This is a genomic window from Methylobacterium sp. E-065 (assembly GCF_022829605.1).
GTDB lineage: Bacteria > Pseudomonadota > Alphaproteobacteria > Rhizobiales > Beijerinckiaceae > Methylobacterium.
On sequence record NZ_JAKSYD010000290.1, the window covers coordinates 1 to 14,125 of the forward strand.

General features: G+C 69.6%; 13 protein-coding genes. All 13 read right to left on the reverse strand.

Features of this window, described 5'->3' with window-relative positions; all coding sequences use genetic code 11:
• Positions 1 to 526, reverse strand: a 526-nt coding sequence (locus MKK84_RS32960) for an ABC transporter substrate-binding protein (RefSeq protein WP_243926886.1), incomplete at its 3' end; no start/stop codon positions are given.
• A gap of 40 nt (positions 527 to 566) precedes the next feature.
• Positions 567 to 1,685: a branched-chain amino acid ABC transporter substrate-binding protein gene (locus MKK84_RS32965; RefSeq protein WP_243926888.1), complete on the reverse strand. Its 1,119-nt coding sequence runs from the start codon at positions 1,683 to 1,685 to the stop codon at positions 567 to 569.
• Positions 1,686 to 2,106: 421 nt separating this feature from the next.
• Positions 2,107 to 3,378, reverse strand: a complete 1,272-nt coding sequence (gene oxlT, locus MKK84_RS32970; protein ID WP_243926890.1) for an oxalate/formate MFS antiporter — start codon at positions 3,376 to 3,378, stop codon at positions 2,107 to 2,109.
• 459 nt (positions 3,379 to 3,837) lie between these two features.
• A complete protein-coding gene (locus MKK84_RS32975; protein ID WP_243926892.1) occupies positions 3,838 to 4,185 on the reverse strand; it encodes a Rieske (2Fe-2S) protein in 348 nt (115 codons plus the stop codon).
• A complete protein-coding gene (locus MKK84_RS32980; RefSeq protein WP_243926894.1) occupies positions 4,157 to 4,861 on the reverse strand; it encodes an ABC transporter ATP-binding protein in 705 nt (234 codons plus the stop codon). Before MKK84_RS32980 ends, MKK84_RS32975 begins: the two co-directional genes overlap by 29 nt.
• Positions 4,854 to 5,669, reverse strand: a complete 816-nt coding sequence (locus MKK84_RS32985) for an ABC transporter ATP-binding protein (RefSeq protein WP_243926897.1) — start codon at positions 5,667 to 5,669, stop codon at positions 4,854 to 4,856. Before MKK84_RS32985 ends, MKK84_RS32980 begins: the two co-directional genes overlap by 8 nt.
• Positions 5,666 to 6,700 (reverse strand): branched-chain amino acid ABC transporter permease, encoded by a 1,035-nt coding sequence (locus MKK84_RS32990; protein ID WP_243926899.1) that lies wholly within the window; start codon positions 6,698 to 6,700, stop codon positions 5,666 to 5,668. The genes MKK84_RS32985 and MKK84_RS32990 overlap by 4 nt, the downstream gene beginning before the upstream one ends.
• Complete coding sequence (locus MKK84_RS32995) at positions 6,697 to 7,569, reverse strand: branched-chain amino acid ABC transporter permease (protein WP_243926901.1); 873 nt, start codon at positions 7,567 to 7,569, stop codon at positions 6,697 to 6,699. The genes MKK84_RS32990 and MKK84_RS32995 overlap by 4 nt, the downstream gene beginning before the upstream one ends.
• 82 nt (positions 7,570 to 7,651) lie before the next feature.
• Positions 7,652 to 8,800 (reverse strand): ABC transporter substrate-binding protein, encoded by a 1,149-nt coding sequence (locus MKK84_RS33000; protein ID WP_243926903.1) that lies wholly within the window; start codon positions 8,798 to 8,800, stop codon positions 7,652 to 7,654.
• Between the two features lie 34 nt (positions 8,801 to 8,834).
• Positions 8,835 to 10,034 carry a xanthine dehydrogenase family Fe-S subunit gene (locus tag MKK84_RS33005; RefSeq protein WP_243926905.1) on the reverse strand — a complete coding sequence of 400 codons (1,200 nt, stop codon included), beginning with the start codon at positions 10,032 to 10,034 and terminating at the stop codon, positions 8,835 to 8,837.
• Positions 10,031 to 10,903, reverse strand: a complete 873-nt coding sequence (locus MKK84_RS33010; RefSeq protein WP_243926907.1) for an FAD binding domain-containing protein — start codon at positions 10,901 to 10,903, stop codon at positions 10,031 to 10,033. The genes MKK84_RS33005 and MKK84_RS33010 overlap by 4 nt, the downstream gene beginning before the upstream one ends.
• Positions 10,900 to 13,254 carry a xanthine dehydrogenase family protein molybdopterin-binding subunit gene (locus MKK84_RS33015; protein ID WP_243926909.1) on the reverse strand — a complete coding sequence of 785 codons (2,355 nt, stop codon included), beginning with the start codon at positions 13,252 to 13,254 and terminating at the stop codon, positions 10,900 to 10,902. The genes MKK84_RS33010 and MKK84_RS33015 overlap by 4 nt, the downstream gene beginning before the upstream one ends.
• Complete coding sequence (locus tag MKK84_RS33020; protein ID WP_243926910.1) at positions 13,251 to 14,120, reverse strand: alpha/beta hydrolase; 870 nt, start codon at positions 14,118 to 14,120, stop codon at positions 13,251 to 13,253. The genes MKK84_RS33015 and MKK84_RS33020 overlap by 4 nt, the downstream gene beginning before the upstream one ends.
• Positions 14,121 to 14,125 lie beyond the last annotated feature (5 nt).

Here is a 14,125-nt window from a genome sequence, read left to right on the forward strand (position 1 = left end):
TGCAATCCTTGTAGGACCCGGCCGTCACCGCCGCGGTGGCGGGATCGCGGGCATACGCCCAGGTGAACACGAGGTCGTCGGCGGTGAGCGGCTTGCCGTCGTGCCACTTCACCCCGGGCTTGAGCGTCCAGACCACCGAACGGCCATCGGCGGCCAGCGCCCCGTTCTCCCGGGACGGGATCGAGGCGGCGAGCACCGGCGCGAGACTGCCGTCCAGGTCCCAGGCGGCGAGCGGCTCGTAGAAGATCCGCGAGGCTTCCTGGTCCTTGGTACCGATCGCGAAATGCGGGTTGATCAGTGTCGGCGCCTGCCACCAGAGGAGTCGCAGAAGGCCGCCGTCGCCGGCCTTGGTCGGCTTGTAGCCGACCCTGATATCGGCCGCCATCGCGACCCCGTTGCCGGCGAGCATCAACCCGGCCATCGGCGCGGTGAGGCCCAAAGCCACGATCCGCTGCACGAAGGTACGCCGCGACAGGCGGCCGTCCTTCACACGTCCGATAAGGCCGCGTAGATCCCGCTCGTCCATGCGTTCACCCTCAACCCTCGCCGCACCGCGCGTCGTGGGATCACTGCGTCAGTTCGTGCCCCGTGTAGTCGATCCTGCCGTCTGTCCCCTTCGTCCACTCGTACATGATGTAGTCGGGCCGAGTGATGTCGCCTTTCTTGTCGTAGGCGATCTCGCCGATCACCGTCTGCGTCGGCTTGCCCTGATGCAGCCAGTCCGCGAGCTTCTTGCCGTCGCTCGAGCCGGTCTCGGTCATCGCCTTCGCCAGCACCTGCACGGCCGCGTAGGAGTAGAGCGTGTAGGCCTCGGGATCGATGCCCTTGGCCTTGAACGCGGCCACCGCGTCCTTCGCATTGGGGTTCTTGCGCGCGTCCGGCGAGAAGGTCATCAGCGTACCTGCGGCGCCTGGCCCGGCGATCTGGACGAACTCCTTGTCGGTGATGCCGTCACCGCTCATCATCGGCGCCTTCAGGCCCTGGTCTCGCATCTGCCGGATGATCAGGCCGGCCTCGGTGTGCAGGCCTCCATAGTACACGACATCGATGTCGGCCGACTTCAGCTTGGAGACGAGCGCCGAGTAATCCTTCTCGCCCGGGTTGATACCCTCGTACATCACGTCCTTGCCGCCCTTGGCCTTGAGCACCTTCAGGGTCTCATCGGCAAGACCCTTGCCGTAGGGGGTCTTGTCGTGGACGAAGGCGATCTTCTTGCCCTTGAAGTGCTTGGCCAGGTAGGCGCCGGCCACCGCGCCCTGCTGGTCGTCACGACCGCAGGTGCGGAAGGTGTTCCACATGCCGCGCTCGGTGAACTTCACGTTCGTGGAGGCGGGGGTGACCTGGATGATGCCGGCGTCGAGATATACGTCGGAGGCCGGGATCGAGACGCCTGAGTTGAAGTGGCCGACCACCATCTGCACGCCGTCGCTGGCGAACTTGTTGGCCACCGAGACGCCCTGCTTGGGATCGCCCGCATCATCGCCGATGACGGCTATGAGCTTCTGACCATTGATTCCGCCCGCCTTGTTGATGTCGTCGACCGCCTGACTGGCGCCATTCTTGATCTGGGCACCGAATGCCGCATTGGCACCCGTGATCGCACCGACGATGCCGATCTTGACCTGAGCCTGCGCTGAGCTGGCTATCAGGATGCTGAGGATACCGGCCAGTATGGAAGCGCGCATTTCGATCCTCCAGGTATCGCCGGCAGACGTCACTTGGGTCAGCCTGCAAGATTGCGGCCGACGGGGAGAAAGCTCGGAGAGCTGGAAGCCCAGGCCATCTTCCTCCCGCGCACGACAACGTCGCCCGCTCGTCCCGGGGGATGTCCTCGCTCCATACGGCAGCAGTTCCGCGCGCGCTCTGGTCCGGAGCTGAACTTCACTGGGCGCCCCCGGCTGCGCCGCCCGCTCCTACGCCTGGCGCGCCAGGGGCCGCGGCGCCGCGATCTACCTCGACGGGCGCCCCGGAAGCCGTATTTGGAGACCTCGACGGGCTGACTGGCTGAACCAACACGCGCAACTCGGCCGCAGGCGGCATTGCTGGCTGAAGGCGTACCGCACCCTCTCGGCTTGATCTGCGACTGGCAACAACCAGGATTCGTTATTAGGCTGTCGCGGCCCCCGGGATGATCGGTTGCGTTCGACGTATGCCTACCCAGTCCCGCCGCATGGGCCGCAGGACCAGCAGGGCCAGGCCGGCTGTCAGCAAATCGAAGCCGATCGCGATGCTGAACACCGGCACCCAGTTGCCGGCCGCATCGTGGATCAGGGCCGCGATCGGGCCGCCGAGCAGAGAGCCCACGCCCTGCGCCATGTACAGGAAGCCGTAGTTCGTCGTGGCGTACTTGGTGCCGAAGGTGTCGGTGAGAAGCGATGGGAACAGGGAGAAGATCTCGCCCCACGCGAAGAACACCACCCCTGACAGCAGGGCGAACGCATAGGCGTTCTGTCGATAGTAGAGCAGCAGACAGATCGCCAGCGCCTCACCCGTGAATGCCAGGGTCATCGTCAGTTCGCGGCCGATATGGTCCGACACCCAGCCGAAGAAGGGCCGCGTCACGCCGTTGGTCACCCGGTCGAAGGTCAGCGCGAACGGTAGCGCCGCAAAACCGAACACCAGCGCGTCCGCGACCCCGAACTCCCGCGCGAAGGCGGCGAAGTTGGCGGTGACCATGAGGCCGCCGGTCGACATCATCGTCATCATGACGAACATCAGCCAGAACAGGGGCATGCGCAGCATCGCACCCGGCGCGGTGTCCGCCGCCGCAGTCGTGATGTGGGCGGCCTCCGCGGCGGGGATCTCATCGGGCCGAGGCGCCCGCAGCCCCAACGCTGCCAGGATGCCGACGCCGCCGAGGATGAGGCCGAAGACGAATAGGGTCGCCCGGAAACCGGCGGCCTCCATCATGACGGAGATCGGGAACGTGGTAATCATCGCCCCCATGCCGTAGCCGGCGGCGACCAGACCGGCCGCGAAGCCGCGCCGATCCGGAAACCAGCGCACCATCAGTCCGACGATTCCGACGTAGACGATGCCGGTCCCCAAGCCACAGAGCAGGCCATAGGTAGCGTAGAGACCGAGCAGCGTCTGGGCATAGGACGCAGCAACCCACCCGAGGCCGGACAGCGCGGCGCCCAGCGCGATCATCACCTTGGGGCTGAAGCGGTCGATCAGGTACCCCTGCACCGGTGAGAAGAAGGTCTGCAGGACGATCACCAGTGTAAACGTCACCTGCACGGCAGCGAGCGAGGCGTTGGTCACCTCCTGAAACGGCTTGGCAAACAGCGTCCAGACGTACTGTGGGCTCGAGATCGTCATCATGACGATCAGCCCGAGGCCGAGCTGCCACCAGCGGTGCCGACTAAGCGTGTCCATAACCCACTCCCTGTTCGGGAATGCCCGCAAGATCCATGCGCATCCGCTCTGCCGTGCTGTCATGCGGTCCGAGTGCGACCGCGTTGCGGTTGAGATGGGTGGCGGGGCAACGTTGCTAGCCACAGTTCCCAAGCGGACATCGTATACAATTCGTTTCTTCAGGTCAGACGAAGACGGCCGCTGTGCCAGCATATCAACGATGGCCTAACGTCCGCTTTCGGCAAGCGTTGACGGCGTTCCCGACAGCCGGTTTGGGTCGATAGGAGGCCGTCCGCTTTTGTGGCGAGCCTGCTCCGAAGCGGACTGGCTGCTTTCGGCCAGGCTACGTCACGCCGGAGCGCCATGGCGCGCAGAACCGGACGTTCGGCTTTGCGCCCATTCCAGCCATTCAGGAAGCTCTCGTCCTTGCCGGAAAGCGGACAACGATGGGAGTTGCTAAGACGCGTATCTCAGGAAGCTTCATATCGTCCGGAGCCATAGTCCATCAGAGGCTGCCTCGACCTCAAACAGGCGAAGGGCACGAAACGACCAGCCCGCCGAGACGGAGCCATCACGGAGGTCGAACGAGGCGAGATGCCTTGGGCAGAGCAGCCTTCCACCCACGCACCTGCCGAGAAACAGGTCTGCCCCCTCGTGTGGGCAGGCCCGCTCGGCGGCTACGATCCGCTCGCCGTCTCGCACGAGAAGGAGATGGTGTCCTCCCACGGTGATCGGCACCCGAGTCCGGCCGGCGAGAAGGTCGTGCGGGCCGAGGTGAATCCGCTCTGGCCGTTCCCTCTCAGCCACCGAGATAGGCTTCCCGCACATGCGGGTCCGCAATGAGGGCAGGCCCCGTTCCCTCGCGCACGATGCGGCCGGTCTCAAGAAGGTAGGCGTAGTCGCAGAGTTCGAGGGCCGCGAACGCGTTCTGCTCCACGAGTAGAACGGTCGTGCCGGTGTCGCGGATCGCCCGGATCACTGCGAACATCCGCTCGACGATGTTGGGGGCGAGGCCCAAGGAGGGCTCGTCGAACAGCACTAACTTCGGGCGCCCCATCAGCGCGCGGCCGATCGCCAACATCTGCTGCTCGCCGCCCGAGAGCGTGCCGGCCGCCTGGTCGCGGCGCTCCGCGAGGCGGGGGAATTCCCCGTAGATGCGATCCAGATCCGCCGCGACCGCCGCTCGGTCGCGCCGCAGATAAGCGCCCATGGCGAGATTCTCGGAAACGGTCATCTGCGGGAAGACGCGCCGGCCCTCCGGGCAATGAGCGATGCCCGCAGCCAATATACGGCGGGGCTCCGCGCCCGCGATGTCACGCCCGGCGAACCGGATTGCGCCGGAGCGCGGTGACACGAGACCGGAGATCGCCCGGAGCGTCGTGGATTTGCCGGCCCCGTTCGCCCCGACGAGGGCCACGAGCTGGCCCGCGCGCACGTCGATCGTGAGCCCTTTGAGCGCGGTGACCTGGCCGTAGCCGCAGACGACGTCGCGGATCTCAAGCATGGGCTGCCTCCTTGATTGCCGCGGCGGCCTGCCGGGCGGCACTGCCCTGGCCGAGATAGGCCTTGATCACCGCCGGGTCGGTGCGGATCCTGTCCGGCGGCCCCTCGGCAATCAGGCGGCCGTAGTTGAGGACGACGATGCGGTCGGAGACCTCCATGACCATCGGCATGTCGTGCTCGACGAGGAGGATGGTGACGCCCCGCTCGCGGATCTGCCGGATCAGGCGCACGAAGACACGCGTCTCGGAGGCATTCATTCCCGAGACCGGCTCGTCGAGGAGCAGCATCGTGGGCTCGGTAGCGAGCGCCAGGGCCACGCCGACGAGACGCTGCTCGCCATAGGCCAGGGCGCCGGCCTTCTCGTGCGCCCGGCCGGCGAGTCCGACCCATTCCAGGAGCGCCTCGGCGCGGGCCCGCACTACTCGCTCGCCAGCCGCCGCGCGGCCGAGGAGCGCGTCGATAACCGGCACGCGGCCGGCCGCAGCGCCCATCCGGTGCAGGCCGATCATCACGTTGTCGAACACCGTGTCGTCCGGAAAGACGCTGGTGCGCTGGAAGGTGCGGGCGAGGCCGAGCCGCGTGATTGCGTGCGGCGGCAGGTCTCTCAGGGATGTGCCGCGGAAGCGGACTTCGCCTTGGCTGGGCTTCAGAAAGCCGGTCATCACGTTGAAGGCAGTAGTCTTGCCGGCCCCGTTCGGACCGATCAGACTGACGATCTCGCCTTCGTGGACGTCGAAATGCAGGTCGGCGATGGCGACGAGGCCGCCGAAGCGGACCCCGACATGCTCGATCGAGAGGATCGCGCTCATCGCTGCACCGCCGGATTGACCTCGAGGACCGGGGCCGGCCGGGCCTGCCGGCGGCTGAGCAGGGCCGAGAGGCCCGGCACGATGCCCTGCGGCATCACGAACAGGATCACGATCAGCACGAGGCCGTAGACGATCCACTGCGCCTCCGGTGCCATCACCGGGCGGAGCGCCACCGGCAGCAGGCCGAAGATTAGGCCGCCGACGACGGGCCCCATCAGGGTGCTCTTGCCGCCCGCCACCACCATGATGACCATGGTCACCGTGGTGGCGAACAGGAACACGTCGGGATCGATGATCCGCAGGTAATGGGCGTAGAGGCTGCCGGCCGCGCCCGCCATCGCGGCCGAGATCACCGCCGCGACCGTCAGCGTGCGGGTGGCGTTGATGCCGACCGACAGCGCCAGCGACTCGTTCTCCTTGAGGCCCCGCATCGCCCGGCCGAAGCGCCCGCCGACCAGACGGGCGATCACGCCGTAGCAGAGCGTGCCCACAGTCAGCACGAGATAGTAGTTCTGGAGCTTGGTCTTCAGGGTCCACATCCCGAGGCCCGGCAGGCCGAGGGTGATGGGCGGGATGTTGGTCAGTGCCAGCGGCCCCTGCGTCAGCTCCACCCAGTTGAGGGCCACCAGCCGCACGACCTCGGCGAAGGAGATCGTCACGATGACGAAATAGGCGCCCCGCACCCGGAAGGAGAGCCGCCCGATCAGGTAGCCGCAGCCGCCCGCCGCGACCGTCGCCAGCAGGAAGCCGACCCAGGCCGGCCAGGGCTCGTGGACCACGCGGAGGCCCAATCCGAGATCCACGTCGAAGCCGAGGCTCGTCAGTGCGCTGACATAGGCGCCGATCCCGAAGAACGCGATATGGCCGAGGCTGAGCTGCCCGGTGAAGCCGAGGAGCAGGTTCAGGCTCATGGCGCCGATCGTCAGGATGCCCGTCACGATCAGTGCGTTGAGGAGGTAGGGGTTGGTGCCGAGCCCCAGGGGCATGGCGACGAGGCCGGCCAGCAGGGCAAGGGGGAGGAGCCGGTTCATCCAATGCGCTCCGCCTTCGCGAACAGCCCGGTGGGCCGGTAGAGCAGCACCGCGATGATGATCAGGAACCCCATCGCATCCCGGTAGCCGGAGGAGACGTAGCCGGCGCCAAATTCCTCGGCGAGCGCCAGGATGAAGCCGCCGATCGCCGCGCCGGTGACGTTGCCGAGGCCGCCCAGGATGACGATGGCGAAGGCCTTGAGCTCGGCGAGGCCGCCCATCTGCGGGAACACCACGTAGACGGGACCGAGGAGCGCGCCGGCCGCCGCCGCGAGCGACGAGCCCAGCGCGAAGGTCGCGGTGTAGATCCGGCGGACGTCGACGCCCATCAGCGCCGCCGTGTCGGAATCCTGGAAGGCGGCCCGCATGGCGAGCCCGAGCTTGGTCCGGTTGATCAACGCGTAGGTCAGCGCGATCAGGGTCAGGGCCGCCCCTAGCACGAACAGCCGCAGCCACGACACCGACACCGGGCCGATCTGGAGCGGCGCCTCGGGGAACGGCGACGGGATCGCCTTGGCGACGCCGCCGAAGGTCCAGAGCGTACCCGATTGCAGGATGATCCCGGCGCCGATCATCACCAGCATGGTGGTGTCGATGTCTGAGCCCCGGAACGGGCGCAGCAGCACCAGCTCGATCGCGACCCCGAGCAGAAGCCCCCCGAGGATTGCCACCGGCAGCGCCAGGAAGAAGTTCAGCCCCAGCGCGGCGACCGCGAGGTACATGACGTAGGCGCCTACCGTGTAGAGCGCGCCATGGGTGAAGTTCACGACGTTCATGATCCCGAAGATTAGCGTCAGGCCGATCCCCAGCAGCGCGTAGGTGCCGCCGAGGATCAGCGCGTTGACGAGGTGCTGGATCAGTTCGTTCACGGGCGGCCTCCGAGGGTACGCCCCGGCCCGGAGGCCGGTGGACGGGTGAAGGGACCGGCGTCAGGCCGCCGGTTCGGGGCGCTCACAGCGTCGGTACGATCACCGTCCCGTCCTTGATCTCGATGAGGTAGACGTCGGGCTTGCTCTGGCCGCTCTCCTTCCCGGCGGGGCCGGCCTTGGTGAAGCGGATCGGCCCGTTGAGCCCGACGAAGTCGACCGACCAGAACGCCTTGGTGATCGCCGCCGGATCGGCCGAGCCGGCCTTCTCGATGGCGTGGGCGATCGCGCGGATGCCGTCGTACCCGCGGAAGCTCTCGGTGACGCCGGCGAAGTCGAAGCCGCGCTTCTTCCACGCGGCGATGAAGGCCTCGGTGGCCTTCGGGTCCGGCGTCTTATCGGGCGACCAGGGCAGGAAGGTCGTGAGGTGCATCGTGCCGTCGGCCGCCGCGCCCGCCTGGGCGATGATCTGGTCCGGGTTCTGGGAGCCGCCGGTGGTGATGACCCGCTTCTTCAGGCCGAGCGCCGCCATCTGCTTGAACAGCAGCACGAGCTGATCGACCGAGCTCGTGATCATGATCGTGTCGGAATCCGACGCCTTCAGCTTGGCGAGTTGGGCGCTCATGTCCTGCGCGCCCTGGTCCATGGTCTCGACGAGGCCGACCGTGACGCCCTTGTCCTTGAGCATCTTCCCGAAATCGGTCGCCGCGCCGCGGCCGAAATCGTTGTTGAGGACCAGGAAGTCGACCTTCTTCAGCCCGAGGCGAGACACCATCGGCGCAAAGGTCTCGGCCTCCAGCGACGAGGGCGGCGAGATCCGGAACACGTAGGGGTTGCCGGAGGTCGTGATCTTGCCGGACGAGGAGGTCTCCACCAGCATCGGGGTCTCGTAATCCGCGAGCTTGGGCATGACGGCGAGCGTCAGGCTGGAGCCCCAGGCGCCCATCATCACCGGGGTCTTGTCGCTGGTGATCAGCTTCTCGGCGACCGCGGCGGCCTCGGTCGGGTTGCTCTTGTTGTCCTCGATCACGAGTTCGAGCTTCTTGCCGAGGACGCCGCCCTCGGCGTTGATCTCGTCGGCGGCGATCTTGGCGCCGTTCACCACGTAGGTGCCGGACGCCGCGAACGGCCCGGTCAGGGGCTCGTTGACGCCGATGCGGATCGCGTCCGCCCGGGCGCCCGTCGCCGGCAGCGCCAGCAGGATCGCGGTCGTGAGGGTGAACCTGCCAAGCATTCGCGTGTCTCCGGTGGATTGAGGCGGGAGGGGGTCAGGCGCGGCCGAGCCACGCGGCGAGGCGCGCGCGGGCGAGGCCGAGGAGCAGGCGGAGCGGGTTGAGGCCGGCGGGCGCCGGCGCCTCGACGCCCGAGAGCCGGGCATCGAGGTTGCGGCAGAACTCCGCCGCGATGCGGCCGGCGAGGTCGCGCACGAGGCCGGGCCGGCCGAACTGCGCGAGCGGCCCGGTCAGGGTGTAGCCGACATCGAGCTCGACCCGGGTGGTGCCGGGCGTCGGCCCGGCGCCGACCCGATAGCGGATCCGCCCCTCGGTGGCCGAGCGGCCGCCCGCGTCGGTTCCGGCGCCGTGGACCGCGCCGGTTCGCGCGACCTCGTCCCGCCCGATGCGGGCGCGGCCGCGGAACGTCGTGGCGATCGGCCCGATCCGGACCTGCAGGCCGCCCTCGACCGTGTCGGGGGTGGGCCGGGCCGTCAGCACAGCACCCGGCAGACAGGCGGCGACCGCCGCGATATCGCCCAGCAGGGCAAAGACGGCCTCCGGCGGGTGGGCAAGGTCGAGCACCTGCGTGAAGCCCTGGGCCGGCGCGAACGCGTCGGACAGGTCTGCCACCGCGGCGGGCGCCGCCGGGGCGACAGGATCCGCCGGCGGGTGCAGGGGCGCGACCAGCGCCGCGCCGACCCCGGCGCCGACTGGGCCGAGGGCGCGCTCCGCGCCGGTCTCGGACGGGATGCCGCGCCCGCGCCGGTCCGCGATCACCGCCATTACCGCCCGGACGATGCCGGCATAGCCGGTGCAGCGGCAGAGGTTGCCCGAGAGGCCGACCCGGATCCGGCGCTCGTCGGCCTCGGGCAACCGCAGGACCAGATCGCGGGCGGCCACCAGCATCCCGGGCGTGCAGTAGCCGCACTGGAGCGCGTGCTCGCGGTTGAAGGCGGCCCGCAGCTCGCCCGCAATGGCATCCGTATCGAGACCCTCGATCGTCGTGACCGCGGCCCCCGCGCAGGCGCCCGCGAAGGTCAGGCAGGCGCGCACCGGCTCGCCGTCGAGGAGTACGGTGCAGGCGCCGCAGACGCCGTGCTCGCAGCCCAGATGCGTGCCGGTGAGGTCGAGCCCGTCGCGCAGCACGTCGCCGAGATGGCTGCGTGGCTCCGCCGCGACCCGCACGGCGCGGCCGTTCACCGTCAGCGCGAGGGCCATGCGGGAGGGCCCGGGTTCGGCCAGCGCGGCGCTCATGCGGCCTCCGGAAGGGTGTCGGCTCGGGGATCGGGGTCGGCCGCCGCGGCCACCGCGCGGCCCAGGACGGTGACGTGGATATGCCGTTCGACCGCGTCGGCCATGCCGGCCTCCCGCAGCGCGAGGTCGGCAGCCCGGGGGTCGAAGCGCGCGGCGAAGTCGGGGCCAATCCGGCCGCCGAAGAGCGGGCGGGCATCGGCCAGGAGCACGGGCGGCCCCTCGACCGCGCCGATCACGGCACGGCCCCGGCCCGCGCCGGGTTCGAGGCGCACTGCCCCGATGGCGTGGGCGAACTCACCGATCTTCGTGCAATGCTTGACGTAGCCCCAGGCCGCGCCCGCCGGCAGCGCCGGCACGCGCACGGCGAGCAGGATCTCGTCCGGGCCAAGGGCGACTGTGAGGGCGCCGGTCACAAAGCGCTCCACCGGCAGGGCGCGGCGGCCGGTCCGCCCCGCAATCTCGACCTCGGCGCCGAGGGCCGTCAGGGCGCTGACCCAGTCGGCGGCTGGGTCGGCGTGGGCGAGGCTGCCGCCGATCGTGCCGCGGTTGCGCACCGGCCGGTAGGCGATCGCGGCCGCGACCCGCCGCAGCGCGCCGCCGGTGAGGTCCGGGACGCGCCCGTCCTCGAGGTCGGCATGGGTCACGCAGGCCCCGAGGACGAGCGTGTCGCCCTCGACCCGGGCTTCCCGGAGTTCGGGCACGCCCGTGATGTCGAGGATCAGACTGGGCTCGACGAGGCGCAGGTTCAGCATCGGCCCGAGGGACTGGCCGCCCGCGATCAGCTTCACGCCCGCGGGGGCCTCGGCGAGGCGCGCCAGCAGCGCGGGCAGGCTGTCGGGGCGCTCCCAGGCGAAGGCAGCTGGCTTCATGCGGCCTCCCGCGCGGTCACGGCGGTGGTCCCGGCGGCGAGCACCGCCTCCACGATCCGCCGGGGGGTGATGGGCGAATGCAGCAGCTCGACGCCGAGCGGCGCCAGCGCATCGTTGACGGCGTTGGCGAGCGCCGCCGGGGGCGCGATGGCGCCACCCTCGCCGATGCCCTTCTGGCCGAAGCGCGTGTAGGGCGAGGGCGTTTCCATGTGGTCGATACGCGCCATCGGCACGTCGGCGGCGCCCGGCAGGAGGTAGTCGGCCAACGTCGAGGCCAGCGGCTGGCCGCGGGCGTCGAAGCGCATCTCCTCGAACAGGGCCGTGCCGATCCCCTGGGCGAGGCCGCCGTAGATCTGGCCGTCGACCACGAGGGGGTTCACCAGCGTCCCGCCGTCCTCGACGATGACGTAATCGAGGATCTCGACCGCCCCGAGATCGGGGTCGACCGCCACCACGGCCGCGTGCGCCGCATAGGAGAAGGTGCCGGAATCGCGCACCGGCTTGTAGCCGGCGGTGACTTCGAGGCCGCCGGGATCGGTGTCGGGCGCGAGATCCTGCGGGCGCCGGTACCACGTGCGGGCGATCGCCTCGAGCGGGACGTCGCCGGAGGGGCCGACGACGTGGCCGCCCTCGAAGCTGCAATCCTCCGGCCGCGCCTGGAGCAGGTGGGCGCCAATCCTGACGGCGCGGGCGCGCAGCTCGTCGCAGGCCGCGGCAACCGCGCCGCCGGCCATCACCATCACCCGGGAGCCCCAGGAGCCTGTGGAATAGGGCGTCATCGCCGTGTCGCCGTGGACCAAGCGGGTGCGCGCCACCGGCACACCCAGGATCTCGTAGGCGACCTGAGCGAGGGTCGTCTCCAGTCCCTGACCATGTGAGTGCGCGCCGATCCGCAGCTCCAAGCCGCCGTCCGGGGTCAGGCGTGCACTGGCCTGTTCGTGGCCGGGCACCATTGGTATGCCCCAGCCGGAATAGACCGAGGTGCCGTGCGCGGCCTGCTCGCAGTAGATCGAGAGACCCAGACCGATCCGGCGGCCATCCGGTTCGCCCTGCCGCTGGCGGGCGCGGACTGCCTCCACGTCGATGGCCTTCAGTGCGCGGGCCAGGGCCTCCGGGTAGTCGCCGCTGTCGAAATGCTTCTTCGTAATGTTCTCGAACGGCATCTGCTCGGGCCGCACGAGGTTCTTCTCGCGCATCGCCTCGGGCGCGATCCCCGCCGTGCGGGCGACGGCGTCAAGCACCAGTTCCAGGGCGAAGCAGACGCCGGTGCGGGCCACCCCGCGATAGGGCAGGATCGGGCACTTGTTGGTCGCCACCGACCATGTTCGGCAGCGATAGGCCGGGAAGTCGTAGGGACCGGGCAGGATGCTGGCGACCTGCGCAGCCTCCAGGCAGGCCGAGAACGGGTAGGCCGAGTACGCGCCGGAATCGACGGTGGCCTCGCAATCGATTCCGCGCAGGGTTCCGTCCCGCTCCGCGTAGGCGGTGATGCGGTAATGGTGCTCGCGGCAATTGGCGTTGGCGGTCAGATGCTCGCGCCGGTCCTCCAGCCAGCGGACCGGGTGGCCGCGGCGGAGCGCCAGCCAGGCGAGCGCCACGTCCTCGGCGAGCAGGATGGCCTTATAGCCGAACCCACCGCCGACATCCGGCGAGACGATGCGGATGCGCCCCTGCTCGAGTCCGAGACATTCCGAGAGGCCGTTGCGCACGATGTGCGGCATCTGGCTCGCGGTATGGACAACGAGCTGATCGAGGCGATGATCGAGCTGCACCACAGTGCCGCGGCCCTCGATCGGCGCCATGCACTGGCGCCCCGTCGAGATGGTGCGGCTGACCTTGATCGGCGCGTCGAGGGCGCTCTCGATTCCGATGTCGACCAGGGTCTCCAGGAAGACGTTGTCGCCCCAGTGCTCGTGAACGAGGGCGGAGCCCGGCGCGCGCGCGGCCAGCATGTCGTGGACGGCGGGCAGCTCCTCCAGGTCGAGGACCACGGCGGCGGCGATGTCCTCGGCCTCGGCGCGGGTCGGCGCGACGCACATCGCGACGAGCTCGCCGACCTGCCGGACCTTGCCGGTGGCCAGCACAGGCTGCTCGGAGACTTTGAAGCCCGGCAACCCCGAAACGGCGCGGATCGGCAGCACGCCGTCGAGGTCGGCGGCGGTGAAGACGCGGTCGCGATACGCCTCCGGGACGTGGAGGGCGCGGATGCGAGCGTGGGCCAACGGGCTTCGCACGAAGGCGACATCCTGCATCCCCGGCAGGCGGAGATCGCCGACGTACTGACCGCGCCCGCGCATCAGGCGGTCGTCCTCCTTGCGGGGCAGGGACGCCCCGACGCCCTCGTGGCTCATCGGGTACCTCCGAGAAGGTCCCGTGCCGCGCGGACCAGGATGCCGTCGGGCCGGCGGAATCCGTCAAGGATCGAGAAGTGATCGGCGCCCGGCACCGGCAGCAGGGCACCCGGCGCATGAGCGGCGCTGCGGAGGGCGTGGAGATTGCGGGCGTCGTGGACGAGGGCGGGAAGTTCCCGGCTGCCGTAGGCCAGCGTCATGGGCTTGGCCGTCACGGGAAGCCGCAGGGGCGATAGGGTCTCGATCTCGTCAACGGTCAGCTCGAGCTTCTCGTTCAGGTACGTCTCGCGGATCGGAGCCAGGTCGTAGACGCCGGAGATCGCCAGGACGCCGGTCACGGCGGAATGCCCGAGCTGGAGGGCGGCGAGCTGCGCGCCCGCGGACCAGCCGGCGAGGACGATTGGGCCGCCGATCCCGCGTGCCGCTCCGTGCTCGCCGAGCCAGTCGAGGGCGGCTCCGATCTCGGCGACGATGCCGGCGAGGCTCGCCTCGGGCGCCAGGGTGTAGCCCGGCATCGCCACCGCCCAGCCAGCGGCGTTCAGCCCCTCCGCGAAGCATGCGAAATCGGCTCTCGCGTTGCGCTGCCAGTAGCCGCCGTGGACGAAGACGAGGCAGGGGGCCTGCGCGTCCGCCGCAGGGTAGAAGTCGAAGGCCGCGCGCTCCCCTGCGGCGTAGGGGATGTCGAGCCCGGCCGGATGCGCGGCTCGGTACATCGCCGAGGCCGCGTTGCGGGCCGCGACCTGGGCCGCGCTGTCGGGGACGGCCGCATTGTTATCATAGCAGGCGCCGCGGGCCGCCGGGTCTAGGTCGTCCCAGCGGCGGCGCGGGTCTGGCGGTGTCGGGTCGTCGAGGACAAAGGCAGGCACAGGCA